Here is a 19,413-nt window from a genome sequence, read left to right as displayed (position 1 = left end):
CATTGCCGCTTGCGGGAATTGCTCATCGGTCTGCTCTCACTCTCCTACGCTGCTTAGTGTATCCCTGTATTCCTGCGGGGTCATCCCCAATGTTTTTTTGAAAAAGCGCGTAAAGGAATGCGCCGCCTCGTAGCCGACCGCCGACGCCACGTCGCGCACCTTCAGATCGCTCAGCTCCAGCAGCTTTTTGGCTTTGCGGACCCGGCATTGATCGATATACTCCGAGAGGTTGATGCCTTGCTCCTGCTTGAACAGACGAGACAGATAGGACGGGTTGAAGTAGTGGATCTCGGCCAGCCGCACGAGCGAAAGATCGTCGCCCAGGTGATCCTGGATATACTGGCAGATCCGCTCGATCACATGCGCTGTCCGATCCCGGGCGTCCATCCGCCGCACGGCGAAGATCCGCTCGGCGATCAAGCGCAGATACTCCACCCCCTTGCGCAGCGAGGCATGCTCGTCGAGCCGCATCAGCCGGCCATAGTCGCCGACATGGCTGTGCAGCCCCCATCGGTTGATCGAGGAGAGGAGCATGAGCGCCAGCGCATAGTAGGTCTCCTGGCTGCGCTGGGCGATCGTATCCGGCTGCTGCATGCTCGCCGTCACCTCATCGAACAGCTCGACGAACTGGTCCTCGCGTCCGGCCTCCAGATGCGCTGTCATCTGCTCCACCTTCTGGCTCACTCTGCCGCTCTCGCGCGTCGGAGCCGCCTCCTGCCGCTCCGAGCGATCGGTGAAGATCATCGAGATGCCGTCGCCGATCCGCATCTGCTGCTGCTGGCGCAGCCGCTCATGCTGCTCCCTGACGTCCCTCCATTCGCAGGGCGAGCCGCTGATCGTGAAGGAGACCGGCAGCCCCAGCGACTCCATGCAGGCTTCCTGGACCAACTCCAGCGTGCCTTCCAGATAGCGCACCGTGTGCTGCGCCACCTTCTCCTCAGCATAGATCGACGGCTGGATGAACCACACCATGTCGCCATGCTTGTCGGTCGTGCCGGCGCTGCGGGCCGGACTGCCGAGGAACTGCCGCCAGATGACCTGCACCGCCGCCATGATCTCCTGCTTGCCGGCGTAGGATGCGCCCTCCGGGAAGAACAGGTGCCCGAGCGCCAGCAGCACCGGCGTACCGGGATCAAGCGTCAGCTGACAGCGGCTGAAGTCCCGCTTCATGCTCTCTGGGCATTCGGCCAGACTCGAGCTCTCATGCAGCAGATGACGTAGATAGTTGCCCTGCGCAAGATAGGCGAGCGCATCGGTCTGCTCGCGCGACTGCCGCACCAGTTCGCTCATCCGGCTGCTATGGTCGATTTCCTGGATGACCTCGGCGATCGTCTCCGTCACCTTGGAGTAGCCCTCGGTCTTGAGCAGATAGCGCACCTGCGGCATCTGGAACGCCTGATACGCATAGTCGAACTCGCTGTACCCGGTCAGGAAGACGATCCGGCAGCGAGGCCAGTAGGTGAGGATCTGCTGCGACAGCTCCAGACCGGACATCCCCGGCATCCGGATATCCGTCAGCACGATATCGATCCGCGTCCGCTCCATCCATTGCAGAGCCTCCCTGCCGGAGTACGCCCGGCAGATATCGAGCTTCTCCGGCATGAGCCGGTGGAACACCTCGTACAGCCCATCCGTTATAATCTCCTCGTCATCAACGATCAACAGCCGATACATCTTACATCCCCTCCTCCAGTCTGATGCGGATGACGACCTTGAGACCGCCCAGCTCGCTCCGCGAGAGCTGCAGGCCGCTGCCTTCGCCGAAGGTCAGCAACAGTCGCCGGTGGATATTCATAATCCCGGTCATCTCATACGATTCGGTCGGATGCGCCAGCTTATACCGGAGCGTGGCGAGCGTGTCCTCGTCGATCGCTTCGCCGTTATTTTCGATACAGATGCCGATGCTTCCCGCCTCTTCCTCGAAGGTGACGTGGAGCAGTCCCTCGTCGAGCACCTTCTCCAGACTGTGCTCGTAGGCATTTTCGATGATCGGCTGGATGATCAGCCGCGGCACGCGGATGCTCTTCATCGCCTCCGGCAGTTCGTCGAAGCGTACCTGGATGCGCCGCGAGAAGCGCAGCTTCTGGATCTCGGTGTACATGCGAGAGTGCCGCACCTCCTCGGAGAGGGGGACGTGGTCCTCGCCGTTGCGGGTGATGAACCGGAAGTACTCGCCGAGCATGTCGGTAAATTGCTCGATCCGCTCGACATCTCCCGTCTTGGCCAGCGAGTTCAGGATAAAGAAGCTGTTGTACAGGAAATGCGGGTTGATTTGGGACTGCAGCTGCTTCAGCTCGGCCCGCTGCATCATCATCTTCTGTTTAAAGTCCTGGTCGATCAGGCTTTGCAGCTTTTGGAGCATATGGTTAAAGCGATGGTACAAGTATCCGAATTCGTCCTGTGGCTCATGCTTGATCCGAATGTTCAATGCGCCTCCCTCCATTCGTTTGAAGCTCTGGACAAGCAGCAGCAGCGGCTTGTGGATGAGCCTGTACGTCGAGTATGAGATCAGGACGATGGCCATAAGAGAAGCGATGGCGAAGATCCAGGCCCAATTATAGAACTTGGCGAGCGGTCGCCGGACCGTCTCTTCGGGGAGATACGTCGCAATCGTCAGTCCAAGTGAGTCCGAATACGCCTGGTCGACCCGATACAGCACGCCCTCCAGCTCTAACAGCGCGCTGCTCGCTTGGGGCGACTGGCGTACAGCCAGATAGCTCTCGACGATCGCTGCCGAGTCGGGATCGCTCGTCAGGGCGAAGCCCGAGCGCTCGGAGAGCAGGAACGCCCCGCTTTCGGGGTACAGATGCACCTGCTGCAGCGAATCCCGCAACCCCTCGGCGTCCAGCTCGATCTGGACGATGAAGAGCGGCGGCTCGGCCCGGCGGCCGCTGAATTTGGCGGCGCTCATATGCAGCGTATCGCCCCAGCGGATGAGACGGTTCTCGCGGCGGATCGAAGCGACGTCGAACCGCGTGAAGCGTTCGGTATCGAGATCGTGGATCGCGTTGGAGGCGGACACCGTCTTGCCCACTGTACGGATATGCACGTAGATATCTCTGATGGAGGCGCTGCTGTTTTTAAAGGAGGTGAGACGGTTGGCAACATAGTTGAGCCGCTCCCGCCGCTCCGCTGCATCCATATTCGACCACATGACCGCCAGCTTGTTCAGACTGTCATCCTCAAGGATGTCGAACTGCTGCAGTCCCATCCATTCGACCTCGCGTTGCAGTTCATCGAGATATCGCTCCAGCTGCACATGGGTCGCCCGGGAGATATCCTCGATGGCACTCTTGTAATTCCACTGATAGAGATAGAAGCCGAGTATGATGATCGGCATGATCACCAGCACATAGGTGACGACCAGCCGCATGAAGATTGATTTGCGATAACGGATCGCAGGGAATTTAAACAAGATTCCGCCTCCAATGGATTGCCAGATGCCTGGGCGTTTCTGCGGTCAGGCGAGCGCCCTTAAGACCGGTTGCGATGTCTGAGCCAGCGGTTGACCTCGGCCGTGATCGCTTCGCCGCCCAGCGCGTGCCAGTCCTCGACGAATGCGTCGAAGTCCGCCAGCGGGCGTCCCATGATGATGTTGATATACGTCTCGTGCTGCAGATTGGAGAGGATAAACTGCCGGTCGATCATCGCCTCCGTCGGCGCGCCCGCGAAGCCGTCCATCAAAAACTGGCCATTCTGCTCATACTGGTCGACAATGCTGAACGCGCCCTCCGGGCCGTACGTCCTCTCCCACCCCCAGCCTGTATCACGATCCTCGCCTCCGGCCTGGTAGATGGAGATGTTTTTGTGGATCGCGCGGGCCTCCGCTTGCAGGCGCGTATAGTCGCCCGTTCGCCTCGCCTCCTCGAGCTGACGATAGGCGTCGAGATTTTTGCGTCCCGGAAACGGCGTCACCGGCGAGAGCTGCCATACCGGTTGAGGCGTGCTGTAATATTTCTGGTAATCGGCCGTCTCTCCCCAGTTTTTCTCGAGATGGAGATTAAACAGCTTCAGCAGCGCCTCGGGATGCTCGTAGCCCTTGCGCACCGCAAAAAACTGACTCGGACTTACTTTGAGCGGCACGCGAGGCAAGTCGTCCGTGGCCGATACGATCGGGAACGCCTGCCACTGTGCATCGGCATCGCCGGCGCGGCTCGGCTGCAAGAAAAAGGAGCTCCATTGCTCGCCATAGACGAGACCGATGCGGCCCTCGGCAATATCGCGCTGCACCTTCAGGCCGTTTTTGAGGCCGAACTCGCTGTCGATCTGACCTTCCAGATACATCTGACGCAGCACAGCCAGCGCTTCCTTGACCTGCGGCTGGATGCCGCCGTAGACGAGACCGCCGCCACCGTCATCGATCCAGATGTTCGGGTAAGCGCCATAGCCCGCCATGAATCCGACCAGACCGGCGACCGGGTCCCAGATATGACTGGCAATCCCAAGTCCATACGTATCGCTGGCTCCCGAGCCGTCAGGATCCTTTTCTGTAAACGCTTCCGAAATAGCTAAAAGCTCCTGCATCGTGGCGGGGGGCTGTAAATCAAGCGCTTCCAGCCAATCGGTACGCAGCCAGATGAACATCGCTTGCTCCACCGACCCGCTGGTCTCCGGTATCCCCATCAGCCGCCCATCGATCGTCCCCATCTCGAGGGGTCCCGGCCCTTCCTCGTTCAGAATCTCGCGTGTCAGAGGCGAGGCATAGGCCTCGTACACATGCGTAAGATCTTGCAATTGATTGCCGTTGCTGAGTCGTCTCAGCTGCTGCGCGTTGACCCGGACGACGTCGGGAATCGCGCCCGAAGCGAGCGACACCCCCATCTTCTGGTGATAGAGTACGCCCTTCTCCACCCAATCGTAACGAATCCGGATGCCCAGCTCATCCTCGTACAGCCTCGTCCAGCGATTATCCAGCAGCGTCTCTCCCGGCAGACCCGCGATCATATCCTCCAGCGAATCGTTGGTCTCGCGGACCATGCCAATCTCGATCGCAGGGGCATAAGGCGCGAAGGCCAAGTTGCCGTCCGGAGGGGGCAAGCTTACCGGTCCGTTCCCCGGCTGCTTCGGACTATTATCCGCGCAGGTGACCATCACCGGCAGCAGCATCAGCACTGCGAGTCCAAACTTGATTATCTGTGTAGATGTCATGCGCCAGCATCACTCCATCTTTAGTAGAACTCAGTCAACTCTGTCCGTACCTCTAATTATCAGAAACGATTCCGCCGCTGACAACCCGCATTTCTTTGTATCATTACCCTCCTTTTACTCTATTGCGCTTTGCGCGCATGCTTTATTATAACTTGAACTGCATGCGGCGAAAAACCTGCAAAATAACCCTACAAAAAAGCAAACCAGCCCCTGCCTCGTTGTCCAAGGCTGGGGCTGGTTTTTGGCAAGGGACAAGAAGCAGGCTGTAATGCTACTTTCTATACTTAGAGATCTGGTTTCCAGCACATGGTGCATTGCAGGGCTAATTTTTAGTCTTGCAAACGCCGCCCTTATAATGCCGGACTCGCCTTTGTTCCCGGAATTCATCCCTATTAAGAGGTGATATCTAAGAATTCTGGGAACAACAGCGATCGGAAGGACGATCCGCACAACGCAGGTCTAATTTTCACCACGCTTCTAAGCGTCGATTCTGATCAGCTGCCACTGCTGATGATTATCGCCGCGATACGGATTTTGCTGGAGCTTCGCTCCGTCCGCGCCCGACGCTCCGGCCACCTCGACCGCTTTGTTGCTGTTGACGTTGAGGATGCTGTAATAGCCGTTGCTCAGCCGGATCAGCCGGAAGCGCTGCGCGTTGGTGCTCAGGTCCTGCATGAGCTGGATTACTTCGTTGTTGTTGCTCGTGCCGTTGCGGACGTCCATCACCTTGCCGTCGCTCGAGCTGACGCTGCGCAGCCGGTAGATGTTCGTCGAGGTGCCCATGTCGGCGGCTACCCATTGCTGCGCCGTCGCATGGTTGTCCGGCCATTGCTGCAGCTGCAGCTGGTTCGTGTTCTGGCCGCCCGGGACGTCGATCGCCTTGCCGGAGGCGCGATTGATCAGCTTGTAGGTGCCGCCTGAGGTGATGCGGTTCCAGACGCCGTTCCACGGTACAGTCTGGGCGCGTTCGTAATACCATTCAAAGATGAAGCGGGCCATCCCGTCCCTCGCGGCATTGCCGTCATACTTCAGCCCGGCGGTTGGATCCGCAAACGAGCTGCGCGGTCCTGGCTCCAGCAGGAAACCGTTCATATGGATGGCGATGCTCACATTACCCGAGGAAGTAAAGATGGACTTGGTGTTTTTGCCGAAGCCGGCGTTGGTGCCGTCGAAGAGCGTCCAGTACGGCGGATCGCCGGGCAGCCATTTGTACCAGGTCGTCTCCGTAATATTGATCGGGAAGTTCTGGGCGCACGGCTGGATGTTCGTATTCCATTGCTGCTGCAACGTCGCAAGATTGTCATTGGCCCCATAGCCGGGATACCAGTGGACGGCGTAGCCCAGATTGTTGAGCGGATCGGTCAGCGGGTGCGAGGCGCAGAGCTGGTAGTATTGATCCCAGCCGAGGCCGGCCGCCCAGATGACATTGTCCGCGCCTTGATGGCGGATCGTCGAGATGATCGAGTTCTGGAAGGTGCGCAGCGAGTTCCAGAAGGCGACGAAGTCGGGGTCCGACGGATGTCCGCCCCAGCGTCCGTTGGCAAACGACTTGACCGGCTCGTTGACGATCTCGAACATGACGTTGTCGGCGCTTTTGATCTCCGGCCGGGAAGCCAGATAGCCCCAGATCTGATTGAACTTGTCGAGGTTGCCCTGCGTTGTTGCCTCGTCGTTGAGCAGCGTGAAGTCAAGACCAAGCGTCACATACAGCCCCTTCGTCCGGGCATAGGCGATGTACGGGATGATGACATTCTGGGTAACCGCTTGCAATCCGGCGAAATTATAAGTCCCGGCCGCGACGTCCCCCATATCCTGCCGGTCGATGAAGAGACGGACCTGATTCATGTACCAGCCATGATCATTGCCGTACTTGGGCGAGGTGTCGGTGAAGGTGTCGGTAATGTCTTTCAAATACGCCAGCGTCGCTGCGTGGCGATTGTTGCCGTGGCGGCTCAGGTAGTACTGGCTGTCCTGGTAGGTCCAGTAGGCGCCGGTCGGCTGATGCCAGCCGCTCAGCAGCACTTGCTCGCCGCTGCTGTTGACCAGATGCTTGCCGCTGACATGCAGCTTGGGCACTCCCGTGCCCGTCCAGGCATCGGCCACCTGGTTGTCGATCGCGATAAAAGGCAGCAGCAGCGTACAGACCAGCCATACTTTGAGCATGTTCTTCCATCTTTGCAATGGGATCATCTCCTTGGTATCGTCGTATCGGATCCTTACAAAAGCTCTGACAACCATTTGCGGCTATGCGCATCGAGGCGTCGCCAGTCGGCGATCTCGCATCGCTTGCCGCTCTGATCGCTCAGGATGATCCTGCCGTCACTGGCATAATGCAGATGCTCGTGCAGATTGCGCATGACCAATCGCGTCGGGCCAAGATGGGTATGCAGGTCCCACAGCCACAGATCGGAGCGGAAGTCGACTCGCTCGATCCGCTCCACGCGCGGCAGGAAATAGCGGAGCTCCAGCTCCCGGCCCAGCTCCTCGGCGCTCTCCGGATCAAGCTCGGCGATCCCGCCAACCATGCCCAGCTCGTCCCCCTCCACCGTCCGGATCGAGATGTAGCGGTCCGGGTAGTTGAAGGGGAAGGCGCGATAGACGGCCAGCTCGTCGTAGGACTTGCCATCGATGACGCCGCACAGGACGCCGCCCTTGCTGCGGCTCAGAGAGATCGCTGCCGGATGCAGCAGGCCTGTACGATCCATATGGTGCTCCATCAGCTCCCCACCCCTCTAATCTGCGATAGTTGCTGCTGGGCGTCCACCAGCTTGCGGTAGACGCCGTCCGGCATGGCGAGCAGTTCCTCATGCGTGCCGACCTCGACGACCTTGCCCTTGTCGAGTACGACCAGGGTCAGCCGGGAGAGCGGCGTCCCTTCCTCCTTCCAGACCGTGACGCCTTGATCGGTAACGGCAATCCAGTGAGAGCCGAAGCTTCCGTCGGCAACCCGATCGGCCCGATAGCTGAACAGGATTCGACAGTCCGCCAGCTGGCGCCGCAGACGTTCTGGCAGTTGGTCTTGCATGGTCATCACTTTACTACTCCTTTTGATTGACATGACATAGTAATCGCTTACATTATTGCTATCGAGACATGCCTCCTTTCGGCACCATATCCTTACGCATCTCTAATTATCTGGATCAGGCGAGATCGGGACAAGCTGCAATTGTTTGTTTCGTTGCCCATTGTTTACCATGTCGGATCGCAAGGTCAGTTGAGGGTTGCTCTTGCTCAGAGGCGGGGGGCTGATCGAACAGCAAAAGCCCATGACGTGATGTCATGGACGGTTGCCTCTTATATTTGGGCAAAGGCACGATTGGCGCTCAGCCGGACGCCTCGTATTCGCCGCCGGGATAAAGCGTCGCATGGTACAGCCGTTTGGGCTGCACCAACGGCATGTCCGACCGTGCGGCCGTCATCTCGCTTGGCTCGCTCGCGAAGATCGACACTGTCCGGTCGTCATAGATGAGCACATGCGTCCGACCGCCGCCGGTCAGATCGCCATACTGCACATAGCCGTCGACCGGGAAGGCGCAGACCGTATGGCCTTCGCCATCCAGCAGCGATGGCATCACGCCGCCGCCGCGCCGGTACGCCAGGATATAGTCCAGCTCCCCGCCGTCCCAGCCCCGCAAGGTCTCGATGATCGTCAGCCACCCTTTCGTCTGCCGGTCTTCCTTCCACAGCTCGCGCCCGTCGCTGCCCAGGAGGAAGATGCCGTCGCGGCCGCTCGCCGCCCCCTGATCGCCGCGCACGATCCGGTCCAGACCGGCCACCTGCAGACCCGGCCCGTCTGCGCGGAACCGCCCCAGCGCCACATGCTGCGACTCGATCGAGCCGTCATAGCGCCACAGCTCCCTGCCGGCAAAGTCATACAGCACCGTCACGCTGCCGCCGACCACAAGCTGGCGGGTCCCGTCGCCCCGCACATCGCCGATCCAGAGACAGTCAGCGTGATCCTCGAGATCCTGACAGGACCAGAGCGGTGTGCCGTCATGATCCAGCATCGTGTAGCCGGCCATCACTTCATCGCGCCCGTCCCCATCGATATCGTGCACCCAAGGATAATGCCCGGTATTGCCCTCATGCGTCCATAGCAGCCGCCATTCGCTGTCCATCGCCCACAGCCGCCGGTACCGATCCTTCAGGATGATGTCACGCGCGTGCGGGCCGCCACTCAGATTGGCGATGATGATGCAGTCATGCGCCAGCTCGTCCGGCAGGTCGCGGATGGCCCGGATCTCCCCTGTCTTGCCGTCGATGATGTGGAACTGCTTGTTCATCACACACAGCAGCTCGCAGCAGCCGTCACCGTCGATATCGTAGAGCTGCGCCGGGTAGTCCGAGCCAGGCCCGCCTGCCTCCGGATCAGGCGTGCCCAGTTGCCATAGCAGCTCGCCGTCCAGATTGTAGGCCGTGGCGCATTGCACCTGATGGGGCACATAGCGGTCATCGATGCCGCCGTCGGCCTGGATGAGCACCAGCTCCATCCGGCCGTCGCCGTCGATATCGCCGAGCAGCATCTTGCAGCGCTTGCCTGCAGCCCGGATGTCCAGTGTCCTCAGAAGCACCGCGGCTTCTGTTTCTGTATTCGTCATTGGATGCGTTCCCTCCCTTATAGTCACCATGCAGCGTTCATCGCTTGGTGCCTGTTCTGACAAGGACTACCCTGTCTTGTATGAGTGAATGCGAAGGGCGCAGCATGCGCTGCGCCCCCCGCCTGTCCTGCAGCAGCTTATCCCGCCTGGGCTGCCTGAGCTTCCTGATACAGCTTGTTGATCTCCTCGATATAGTCGTTGCCGCCGCTGCTCAGCCACAGTTGGAAAGCTTCCTCCAGCCCGCTTTCATCGATCTGACCGACGATGTATTTGATCCGGGCGTCGTTGATAATATTGTCAAGCTGCTGACCCTTCTGGGCATAGACGTCGGAGATCAGCGGCTCGGCCGGATTCGCGACGACGATCTCTTCGTTCAGTGCCTGCACCTCGGCGACTTTGTCATTGATCTCGGTCGACTCCAGCGTCGGCGTCTCCGGACCGATGAACATCAGCATCTGGTTCATGGAGCGCAGCTCCGTCGACAGCGCCACGTCCTCAGGACCCACCAACGGATGGATGTAGCCGTCTACCATCTCATAGTGCCGGCCTTCGATCCCGTAGCCGAGCAGCATCTGCATGTCTTCGTCATTGAGCTGGTCGAGGAACGCCAGCACACGGCGCAGCTCCTCTTCGGTTTTGACCTGCGATTTGGAGACCGCGATGACATTGGCATACCCCGATGTCGGCATATCCCGGTGCCCCTTCGGACCAGGCGGCGCCTGGAAGACATTGACGTACGGCTTGTCGCGCGCTTCCTTGTCCTGCATCTTCTCGTTGATCCGTCTGGCAGCGTCGGCTACGTCGACCATGACGCCCGCCTCGCCATTGATGATCGGATCGTTCCAGACGGCCGGATCCATCACCGCGAAGTCGGCATTGACGAGTCCTTCCTCATACAGCTGGCGGAAGAACTTGAGCGCTTCCAGATACTCCGGTGTGGTATGGGCCGGCACGAGCGAGCCATCCTCCGCCTCGCCCCACTTGTTCGGCGCGCCGAACCAGGTCTGCATGATATCCCAAGGGCCCGCATACTTCGTCACGACGATGCCATACGTATCATCCTTGCCGTTCCCGTCCGGATCGTCTTCCTTGAATGCCTTGAGCAGCGCATAGAATTCCTCAAGACTCTTGGGTTCTTCCAGCCCCAGGTTCTCCATCCAGTCGCGATTGATCGTCACGCCCATCCGTCCCAGGACGCGGCCGCGGTAGATGCCATACGTCTTGCCGTCAACGGAGGAGTTGTTCAGGATGATCGGATTGGCTTGGCTGAGATTCGGATAATCCTGCAGGTACGGCCCCAGCTCCCAGAATGCGCCGGTGCGGGCCGCATTGATGAAGCTCGCCGAGTTGCGGTCGACGACCATCAGCGTCGGCAGCTGACCGGAAGCCAGCGTAATGTTCATTTTGTCGCCGTAGGAGCTGTTAGGTACAAACTGCATCGTAATGTCCGTATTGGTCGCCTCTTGCAGTGCCTGCAGCACCGGGCTGTCCTTGCCGGGCAACTCGGTCTCGAAGGCCGGCACCATGAAGCTCAGCTTGAGCGGCTCCGCCTTGGCTTCGCCTGTATTCCCCTCATTGGTGCCTGTCGCCGGCGGCTCGCCGCCGGTGCCGGCATTAGTGCCGCCGCTGCCCCCGTTGCCGCCGGAGCAAGCCGACAGCACACCCAGCACCATGACCGCGCTGAGCAGCAGGGCCGCCTTACGTTTCCAACCTTTGCTTCTGTTCATCTGTAAACCTCCCTTGGATAATGGTCAACCGTGGTTTAGCTCACGTGCAATATGTCTGGTACGACGCTTCGCCGCGCCGTTCTATCGAAGCCGGCAGGGCTGTCGATGGCTGCCTTGTGACAGCTGCACCTCGCCCTCCGGTCTACCAGCTAGCATGTCAAGGGATATCAGCCCTTGATGGAGCCCAGAAGCATGCCCTTGGCAAAGTGCTTCTGAAGAAACGGATAAAGCATCAGGATCGGCACCGTGCCAACGACGATGACCGCCATCTTGACCGCCTGATCCGGCGGCCGCACGAAGTTGGGGTCCATGCTGCTGAGATCGCCGACGGCCAGCTGCGAGAGCATGACCATCTCGCGGAGCACGACCTGCAGCGGCCATTTCATATGATCATTGAGATAGAGCAGCGCCGAGAAGAAATTGTTCCAGTGCCCTACCGCGTAGAACAGCCCAAAAGTAGCAATGATCGGCTTGGACAGCGGCAGCACGATGCGCCACAGGACGCCGAGCTCAGTGCAGCCGTCGATCCGGGCGGACTCCTCAAGCCCAGGGGGCAGATTCTGGAAGAAATTTTTGATAACAATCAGATTGAACGCGCTGATCGCGCCCGGCAGGATCACTGCCGCATAGCTGTCGATCAGTCCCAGCTCCTTGACGACGAGATACGTCGGGATCATCCCGCCGCTGAACAGCATGGAGAAGATGACCAGGTTCATGATCGTGTTGCGTCCGAGCAGATCCTTGCGTGAGAGCGCATAAGCCATCGTCAGCGTGAAGAACAGGTTCGTAATCGTGCCGAATACCGTGATGAATACCGACACGCCGATGCTGCGGAAGATCGTGCTGGAGGAGAAGATATACTGGTAAGCCGACAGGGAATATTCATAAGGAATGATGAAGAAATCCCGCGCGGCCAGCTCCGCTTCCGTAGTAAATGAACCGGCGATAATATAGATAAACGGCAACACAGTGATGCAGGCAAATACGGTCAGAAACAAATAGTTGGCGACATCGAATACCCTCTCGCCCAGCGTATCGTGGCGTGAATGCATGCGCAGCAGCTCCTTTCCTTCATCAGTAAAGTCCTTCCTTGCCCATCCGCTTCGCCAGGTAATTGCTGCCGAAGATCAGGACGATGCCGACTACGGACTTGAACAACCCGATAGCGGTACTGTAGCTGAATGCACCCTGCGTGATGCCGACAAAGTACACGTACGTATCGAATACATCCGCCACGGTACGGTTGAGCGAGTTGGTCATGAGGAAGATCTGCTCAAAGCCGTTGTCGAGGAAGTTGCCCAGCCGCAGGATCAGCAGGATCGAGATCACACCGCTGATGGCTGGCAGCGTGACATGCCACAAGCGCTGGAAGCGGCTGGCACCGTCGACGACGGCGGCCTCGTATTGCTCGACATCGACCGAAGCGAGTGCCGCCAGGAAGATGATCGTGCCCCAGCCCGTCTCCTTCCACATGATCTGCAGGATGATGAGCGGCCGGAACCAGTCCGGATCCGCCAGGAAGTTGAAGCTGCGCCCGGTCAGCTGCTGGACCAGGTCATGCAGTACGCCGCCCTGCGTCGTCAAGAACACATAAGTCATGCTCGCGACGATGACCATGGAGATAAAATGCGGTACATAGACCATCGTCTGTACGAATCGTTTGAAGATGCCGACCCGGATCTCGTTCAGCAGCAGGGCGACGATAATCGGCGCCGGGAAGAAAAACACCAGATCGTACACGGCTAAAATAAACGTGTTGCGCAGCAAGCGGACAAAGTCCGGATTATTGAAAAAGGTGCGAAAGTGATCCAGCCCGACCCATTGGCTTTCCCAAAAGCCAAGGAACGGCTGGAAGTTCTGAAAGGCAATGAGCACGCCCCACATGGGCAGATATTTGAATACCAGGAAGTAGAGCAGTCCCGGAAGAAGCAGCACGTAGAGCCAGCGGTCTTTTTTGATCCGGGCCGTCCACGAGCGCTTCTGCTTCACGGGCAGATCTCGCTGTGTCATGCGGTTGTTCCTTGCTTGTGCGTTCGTCTCCATCGGCTCTTCCTTTCTGTCGTTGTCGTGATTGGGCTTCCTGCCTCCGAGTATTGCAGATGTACTCAAGCGCTTTCAATTCCACTTTTTTGCCGCCTTCAGTCAACGCCCGCATCCCGCGTCACTCTTGGGTTTTCCATGGCTATGGTACTTTTTTGGAGGTGCTGCTGACTGCCTATACCACCCGAGCGGGACCCCGCGATCTTCAGCCTGGCGACGAGTCTGCAGACTGGCCACGGTATTCGCTGGGCGTCACGCCGGCATGCTTTTTGAAGATGCGGTTAAAATAACGCTGCTGATACCCCACCGCCTCAGCAACCAGATTGATCTGCATCTCCGATTCCCGGAGCAGCTCCTTGGCCTTGGCGATGCGCAGCTCGGTCAGATAGTCGATGAAATTAACGCCGGTCACCGATTTGAACAGTTTGCTGAGTGTATAGGATGTGACGCCGACGCGATCTGCGCACGACTCCAGCGACACCGGCGACATATAGTGCTCCTTCAGATACGAAACTGTCTGATCGACCACTTCGCGCAGCTGCCGGCTGGCCCGGGCCTCCCGCTCGGCGATGAATGGTGCGATGACCCGCTCCTTGAGCCAATCCAGCATTTTCTCAGGATCCCTGAGCTGTGAGAGCTCTTCGTACATATTTGCCCCCTCGAACAATTGGAACGGCAGGATGCCTGCTTGCAGCATCATGTGCTGCAGGGAGCCCAACAGCTGGAGCAGACTCTGCTGGATCTGCGCTTCGGAGCTGCGGTAGCTGAGCACCTCTTCGTAGAAGCGGTCCACCAGCGCTACCACCGCTGCGCCTTGGCCGCTGCGCATCGTCTGCACCAGCTCCAGCTCGATGGAGAAGGGATAGCGTGCCGACTGTCCTTCGATGGAGCGCTCGTAGTCGTCCAGCCGGATCGTCTGATTCTGATTGACGAAAGGCCGGTACCCTGAGGCGCGTTCGGCCTCCATGAATGTCTCCGCCACCCGCCGCAGCTGCTCGATCGGCCGGCTGATCGTCAATGTCACCTGCAGCTGCAGGATCCGGTTGATCATCTCGCTGACCCGCTCGCCCAGCTGCTCCAGTTGCTCCGCAACCTCGCTGCCCGCCTCGCTGACGATCATGACGCAGACGGACAGGTCGTGGAAGTTCATGACATCGGACCGTTCGAATGATTCCTGGGCCAATTCTTCTATAATATTGGCCGCCGCAAAAGTAACCAGGCTCTCGTCGCCGCGCGGGAACCGCCCGCTCAGCCGGCTGTACCCTGTCAGGCGGAGGTGCAGCAGATGAAACTGGCAGCCCTCCGTCTCCCACCCGTAGCGCTGCAGCCGGCTGCGCAGATCCCGCTCACTATAGGCATACAGATGTCCCTGCAGCAGTTGGAGCAGGAAGCCTGACCTCAGATGCGGCAGCTGGTCATCCAGCTTCTCCTGAAGACGCAGACTCTGATGCTCCGCAGACTGCCACTGCTTCTCGATGAACTGGAACTCGTCAAGCTCCCGGGGATGCAGCTCTGTCCCGCCGAGGCGTCCCATCAGCCGGGCGATCGGCGAATACATCCGGATCGAGGCCAGCCAGGAGAGGAGCAGGGCGACGATCAGTCCGATGCTGCTGACGATCAGGATCGTATTGGACAGCATGACGACGGGGGCCGTGATTGCCGTAACCGGAGCAGCGGAGACATAGGTCCACGCTTTGTCCACCCGCATGAAGCTGCCATATGACACACTGTATGTCTTGCCCTCGCGCTCCCAGAGGAAGGTGTCTTTGCCCTTGGTGTCGATCCGCTTCGTCACTTCCTCCCGCAGTTCGCTGTAGAGCGCCTGCGAGGATGCCCGATTATCCGAGACCACCACGTTGTCGGTGCCTTCCATCAGAAAGGTGGCTCCCTCATTGTAGGGGGTCATCGTCTTCAGCAGATTGACCATTTTCTCGTGGTTGACCGTGATGGACAGCACTCCAAAAGGATTGGTGCTCTCACCCGGAATCTGATGCACGAGTCGGATCGGCTCCCGGCGGTCGAGTCCGTCAGCGATCCGCTGCTGGCCGACTTTCTTCCAATACATACTGCGGCCATCCCGCATCAGTTCCTCGTAGGGCTCGATCTGCGCTGCGTTCTTGAGCATGTGGAAGCCTGTATTGAACAATACCGGCGCATCGCCCGGCTGCAGCGGCTGGATATACAGATTGACATCCTGGATGAGCGGATGCGAGCCCTGCAGGATGACCAGCGATTTGCTGATATCCCATGTCTCCTGGAAATGATAGACGAAGTCCAGCTCCTGCAGCGGATAGCCGAAGCGTGGACTGAACGCCCAGTGGGACAGATCCAACTCCAGATAGCTGAGCTGGTCGTCGATATTATCCACCCGCTCATCGATCTGCCGCTGGTGCATCTCGTTCAGATCCCGCTCGATTCCTGCCACCGAGAACCAGTAGATGCACATTCCAGTGACGAAGCCCGGGATGCTGGCCGTGAGCAGGATAAGGATGAGGCTTTTGCGGTAAAAAGCGCCTCTCCGCGCATGGCTCCCGCCGACAAGCTTTTTCGCTCCAATTTGTAAGCGCTTTAACATTATTCATCAATCTCCTATCCTTGAGATGGCTCTTTTATTATAAGGAAGAACTCGGCAAGGTCACAGGACATTTTCAGACCTCTTATATACTTTCCCAGCTTGAATGTGATCGCTTAATGTTTAGAATTTATACGTTTCATGCCGCGCTTCTCTTTTCTTGCTCTTTATTTTCGCCTTCCTGCACCTTGCGTTCAATGGGACTTTTTTGCTCGGCTGCCAAACGCCGAAATACCGCCTGTTCACGGTTTTTGCAGCAGGCGGATAAGGGGTGGTGGTACGCTTTTGCGGGGCTGGGCTTTTCTTGCGGCGAAAGCTCGGGGCATGTTGAACAGCTTGGGGCATGTTGAACGGGGGCGCTGCATGCCACATAACCCTCCGGTTATCCGAAGGGCTCTCTGTATGATGGATTAAGGCTTGGGCGAAAGTGTCCTGCGGGCCGACTCCATCGGTCCATATCGGAAATAGCGCAGCCATACCGTGGCGAACATCAGCTGCAGCAAACTGAGGCCAGCCCAGACGCCCACAACCTGAAAGGCATCGAGTGTTCCTCCAAGCCCAAGCCCCCAGCCATAAAATAACCAGGCGCAGAGCAGATTCTGCCCGACATAGCAGCTAAGCGACATCCGTCCTACGTTCTCCAGATAAGTCCATATCCTTGCATGCGCAAACCGCTCCAGCCCATACCCTATCACTGCCAGGTAACCAATGGCTAGCAGCGGGGCAAACAGATAACGCAGCGGGATATCGAAGACGCCTCCGGGGACCAGCAGCAACAGGTTGAGCGGCAAGCCCAGGATCAAGCCGAGCCGCAGCATCCTCCGGCGTATCCGTTGCCCGGCATCCCCCGGGGAAAATGCCCCCGCCCGCATCATCAGAATCCCTGACAGGAACAGGCAGACATTGAGCGGCAGCGCAAACACCACCTCCAGCCGCAACTCAGGCAGGTGCGTCAGCCGGTACACGACCTGTTCCAGCCAAGTTCCCTGACTGTACAGGCTGACCACCGCACTCATATCGCCCATACTAAAGGATCCACCCGAGACAGCTGCGAAACCTAATACTGTGCTGATCAGCAGCACAATTGCAAGGTGGATTCCGCCGATCCAATATAGAGCCCGGCGCATCGACCGCTCTCCGGCTTTGACGAGATAAGCGACGATCACAGCTGCGGCGGCATAGCCCATCAGGATATCGTATTCCATGACGAGCAAGAAATGCAGGAAGCCTTCCAGCATCAGCAGTCCCGCCGTCCACAGGTACATCCCCGGCCACGGCCGCCCTTTGCGGAGCGCCTGCCGATACTTCATCTCCAGGCCGGCACCGAACATCATGGCCAGCAATCCCAGGAATTTGCCGTTCACCAGCGCCAGGAAGATCAGGCGGACGAAGGTATCCGGACTCTCCCACCATGCGTTGTTTGTAAAAGTGAACAAGTAATTGAGATCCCCCAAATACGCGAAAATCCAAATGTTCGTACCGAGCGTTCCCAGGATAGCGAATCCGCGAAGGACATCAAGCAGACGAATCCGGAGGGATGGCGAAGGCGGGGGCGCCGCAGGTCGGGATGGCGCGGGTGGGGATGCTGTTTCGGTCTGTGCTGACATAGGCAATGGCTGATAATAAGTTTTAGAAGACAAGTGAATAGCCCCTTTTATTTAATACAATGTATCACTTAAATTAGCACATCGTACTATAAAAGGCAATATGCTATACTTGAACCATGCCTAAAATAGTCGATCATGATCACCAACGTCAACGAGTGGTCGAAGCCGCGCTCCGGATCATCCGAAGTGACGGCATCGAAGGAGCCACCGTCCGTAAAATAGCTGCCGAAGCGGGCCTTTCAGTCGGCTCTATGCGCCATTATTTCAACAGCCAGCTGGAGCTGTTCTCGTGGGCGATGCATCTGTTCCTCGACCGGATCGAGACGCGCATCCGCAATACCAGCTTTGATGGCCCGCCGCTGGAGTCGATGGTCCTGCTGCTGCTCCAGTTCATGCCTGTCGATGAAGAACGCAGACTGGAGATGGAAGTCTGGCTCGCCTTCATGTCCAAAGCGACCGTGCACGCCGAGCTCCAGGAGCTCAGCGACAAGATGCATCGCGGGTTGTATGAGAGCGCGCAATACGTCATCCTCACCCTGATCGGCGAAGGATTGGCACGCGCCGATCTGGATGTTAAGCTCGAAGCCCAACGGCTGCACGCCCTTGTCGACGGTCTGTCGCTCCAGCATTTGCTGCAGCCCACCGCGCTGCCGCTGCCCCGGATCGAAGAGCTGCTCAGCCACCATCTTCACTGCCTTGGCAGCGGTAAGCTGCAGAGGTGACCCGCTGCATCCGATGCAAAGGGCATTGCCGCACCAAACATAAGAACTCCCCACAATGTCAGCTTGTGGGGAGAAATGGATGCGCTACTGCCCGGCGGATCGCCGACTCCGGCGCTGTAAGGGAAGAAAGGTGTGCTACAGCCCGGCGGACCGCCGACTCCGGCGCTGTAAGGGAAGTGCGCAAATACGAAGCAACCGCCGGGCTCCATTGCTGGACTCCGGCGGTTGCTCGCTTAATCAGTAAGCCAGTTCCTCCAGCGGCTTGGCGTTGCCGTACTGCGGCGCTGCTGCTCCTACGGGCGCCGCCCAATCGATGCTGTTGGCGATCACGCGCTGCACATCGAGATTATGATAGGTCGGGAACGTCTCATGGCCCGGACGGAAGTAGAAGATCTTTCCTTTACCGCGTGTCCAGCAGCAGCCGCTGCGGAAGATTTCGCCGCCTTCGAACCAGCTGGTGAAGATCAGTTCGTCCGGCTGCGGGATGTCGAAGTGCTCGCCGTACATCTCTTCCTTCGGCAGCTCGATATACTCGCCGATGCCGCGGACGATCGGATGGCCGGGCTTGACGACCCACAGCCGCTCCTTCTCGCCCTGGTCCCGCCATTTGAGATCGCAGGACGTGCCCATCAGCTTCTTGAAGATTTTCGAGAAATGTCCGGAATGCAGCACGATCAGCCCCATTCCTTGCAGTACCCGCTCGTATACACGCTGCACGATCTCCTCCTGCACCTCGCCGTGTGCGGTGTGACCCCACCACAGCAGCACATCCGTCTCCTGAAGGCGCTGCTCGGTCAACCCATGCTCTTCTTCATCCAATGTCGCGTACACCACCGTGTGATGCTCGGGCAGCGACGCGCCGATCGCCTTGTGGATCCCTTCGGGATAGACTTCCCGTACGACAGGATTTTTCATTTCATGCCGGTACTCGTTCCAGATCGTTACTCTGACTGGTTGGTTCAACTCGTTCAACCTCCTAGTTATTGTAAAATATAATCT

14 protein-coding genes are annotated in these 19,413 nt (G+C 58.6%); 1 reads left to right on the top strand and 13 read right to left on the bottom strand.

Going from position 1 to position 19,413, the window contains the following annotated elements; translation table 11 throughout:
* Window positions 1–36 precede the first annotated feature (36 nt).
* The 12 genes from ABC336_RS17240 to ABC336_RS17185 all read right to left on the bottom strand — a co-directional run bounded on the left by ABC336_RS17240 (window position 37) and on the right by ABC336_RS17185 (window position 17,614).
* Window positions 37–1,674 carry a response regulator transcription factor gene (locus ABC336_RS17240; protein WP_413239810.1) on the bottom strand — a complete coding sequence of 546 codons (1,638 nt, stop codon included), beginning with the start codon at window positions 1,672–1,674 and terminating at the stop codon, window positions 37–39.
* 1 nt (window position 1,675) lies between these two features.
* Entirely contained in the window at window positions 1,676–3,415 is a 1,740-nt protein-coding gene (locus ABC336_RS17235) for a sensor histidine kinase (protein ID WP_413239809.1), read from the bottom strand.
* Window positions 3,416–3,474: 59 nt separating this feature from the next.
* Entirely contained in the window at window positions 3,475–5,148 is a 1,674-nt protein-coding gene (locus tag ABC336_RS17230) for an extracellular solute-binding protein (RefSeq protein WP_413239808.1), read from the bottom strand.
* Window positions 5,149–5,625: 477 nt separating this feature from the next.
* A complete protein-coding gene (locus ABC336_RS17225) occupies window positions 5,626–7,329 on the bottom strand; it encodes an RICIN domain-containing protein (RefSeq protein WP_413239807.1) in 1,704 nt (567 codons plus the stop codon).
* A 35-nt stretch (window positions 7,330–7,364) separates the two neighbouring features.
* The gene (locus tag ABC336_RS17220) at window positions 7,365–7,865 is read right to left on the bottom strand and encodes a DUF1854 domain-containing protein (RefSeq protein WP_413239806.1); all 501 of its coding nucleotides are present in this window, start codon (window positions 7,863–7,865) and stop codon (window positions 7,365–7,367) included.
* Window positions 7,865–8,179, bottom strand: a complete 315-nt coding sequence (locus ABC336_RS17215; protein ID WP_413239805.1) for a hypothetical protein — start codon at window positions 8,177–8,179, stop codon at window positions 7,865–7,867. The genes ABC336_RS17220 and ABC336_RS17215 overlap by 1 nt, the downstream gene beginning before the upstream one ends.
* A gap of 292 nt (window positions 8,180–8,471) precedes the next feature.
* Complete coding sequence (locus tag ABC336_RS17210; protein ID WP_413239804.1) at window positions 8,472–9,746, bottom strand: rhamnogalacturonan lyase family protein; 1,275 nt, start codon at window positions 9,744–9,746, stop codon at window positions 8,472–8,474.
* A 137-nt stretch (window positions 9,747–9,883) separates the two neighbouring features.
* The gene (locus tag ABC336_RS17205; RefSeq protein WP_413239803.1) at window positions 9,884–11,473 is read right to left on the bottom strand and encodes an extracellular solute-binding protein; all 1,590 of its coding nucleotides are present in this window, start codon (window positions 11,471–11,473) and stop codon (window positions 9,884–9,886) included.
* A gap of 167 nt (window positions 11,474–11,640) precedes the next feature.
* On the bottom strand, window positions 11,641–12,525 hold the full coding sequence (locus tag ABC336_RS17200) for a carbohydrate ABC transporter permease (protein WP_413239802.1): 885 nt from the start codon (window positions 12,523–12,525) through the stop codon (window positions 11,641–11,643).
* A 22-nt stretch (window positions 12,526–12,547) separates the two neighbouring features.
* Window positions 12,548–13,483, bottom strand: a complete 936-nt coding sequence (locus ABC336_RS17195) for an ABC transporter permease (protein ID WP_413239801.1) — start codon at window positions 13,481–13,483, stop codon at window positions 12,548–12,550.
* 235 nt (window positions 13,484–13,718) lie between these two features.
* On the bottom strand, window positions 13,719–16,088 hold the full coding sequence (locus ABC336_RS17190) for a helix-turn-helix domain-containing protein (RefSeq protein ID WP_413239800.1): 2,370 nt from the start codon (window positions 16,086–16,088) through the stop codon (window positions 13,719–13,721).
* A 407-nt stretch (window positions 16,089–16,495) separates the two neighbouring features.
* A complete protein-coding gene (locus ABC336_RS17185; protein ID WP_413242542.1) occupies window positions 16,496–17,614 on the bottom strand; it encodes a DUF418 domain-containing protein in 1,119 nt (372 codons plus the stop codon).
* 194 nt (window positions 17,615–17,808) lie between these two features.
* Here ABC336_RS17185 and ABC336_RS17180 point away from each other — a divergent pair, with 194 nt between their 5' ends.
* Window positions 17,809–18,414, top strand: coding sequence for a TetR/AcrR family transcriptional regulator (locus tag ABC336_RS17180; RefSeq protein WP_413239799.1), 606 nt, complete (start codon window positions 17,809–17,811; stop codon window positions 18,412–18,414).
* A gap of 237 nt (window positions 18,415–18,651) precedes the next feature.
* On the opposite strand, the gene ABC336_RS17175 is transcribed toward ABC336_RS17180, so the two are convergent.
* Window positions 18,652–19,377 (bottom strand): ThuA domain-containing protein, encoded by a 726-nt coding sequence (locus ABC336_RS17175; RefSeq protein WP_413239798.1) that lies wholly within the window; start codon window positions 19,375–19,377, stop codon window positions 18,652–18,654.
* Between the last annotated feature and the right edge of the window lie 36 nt (window positions 19,378–19,413).

This window comes from Paenibacillus jepli (genome assembly GCF_047238105.1).
In the GTDB taxonomy this organism is placed as follows: domain Bacteria; phylum Bacillota; class Bacilli; order Paenibacillales; family Paenibacillaceae; genus Paenibacillus_D.
Note: the sequence above shows the minus strand (reverse complement) of the source record. Positions and strands in the feature narration are given on the sequence as shown.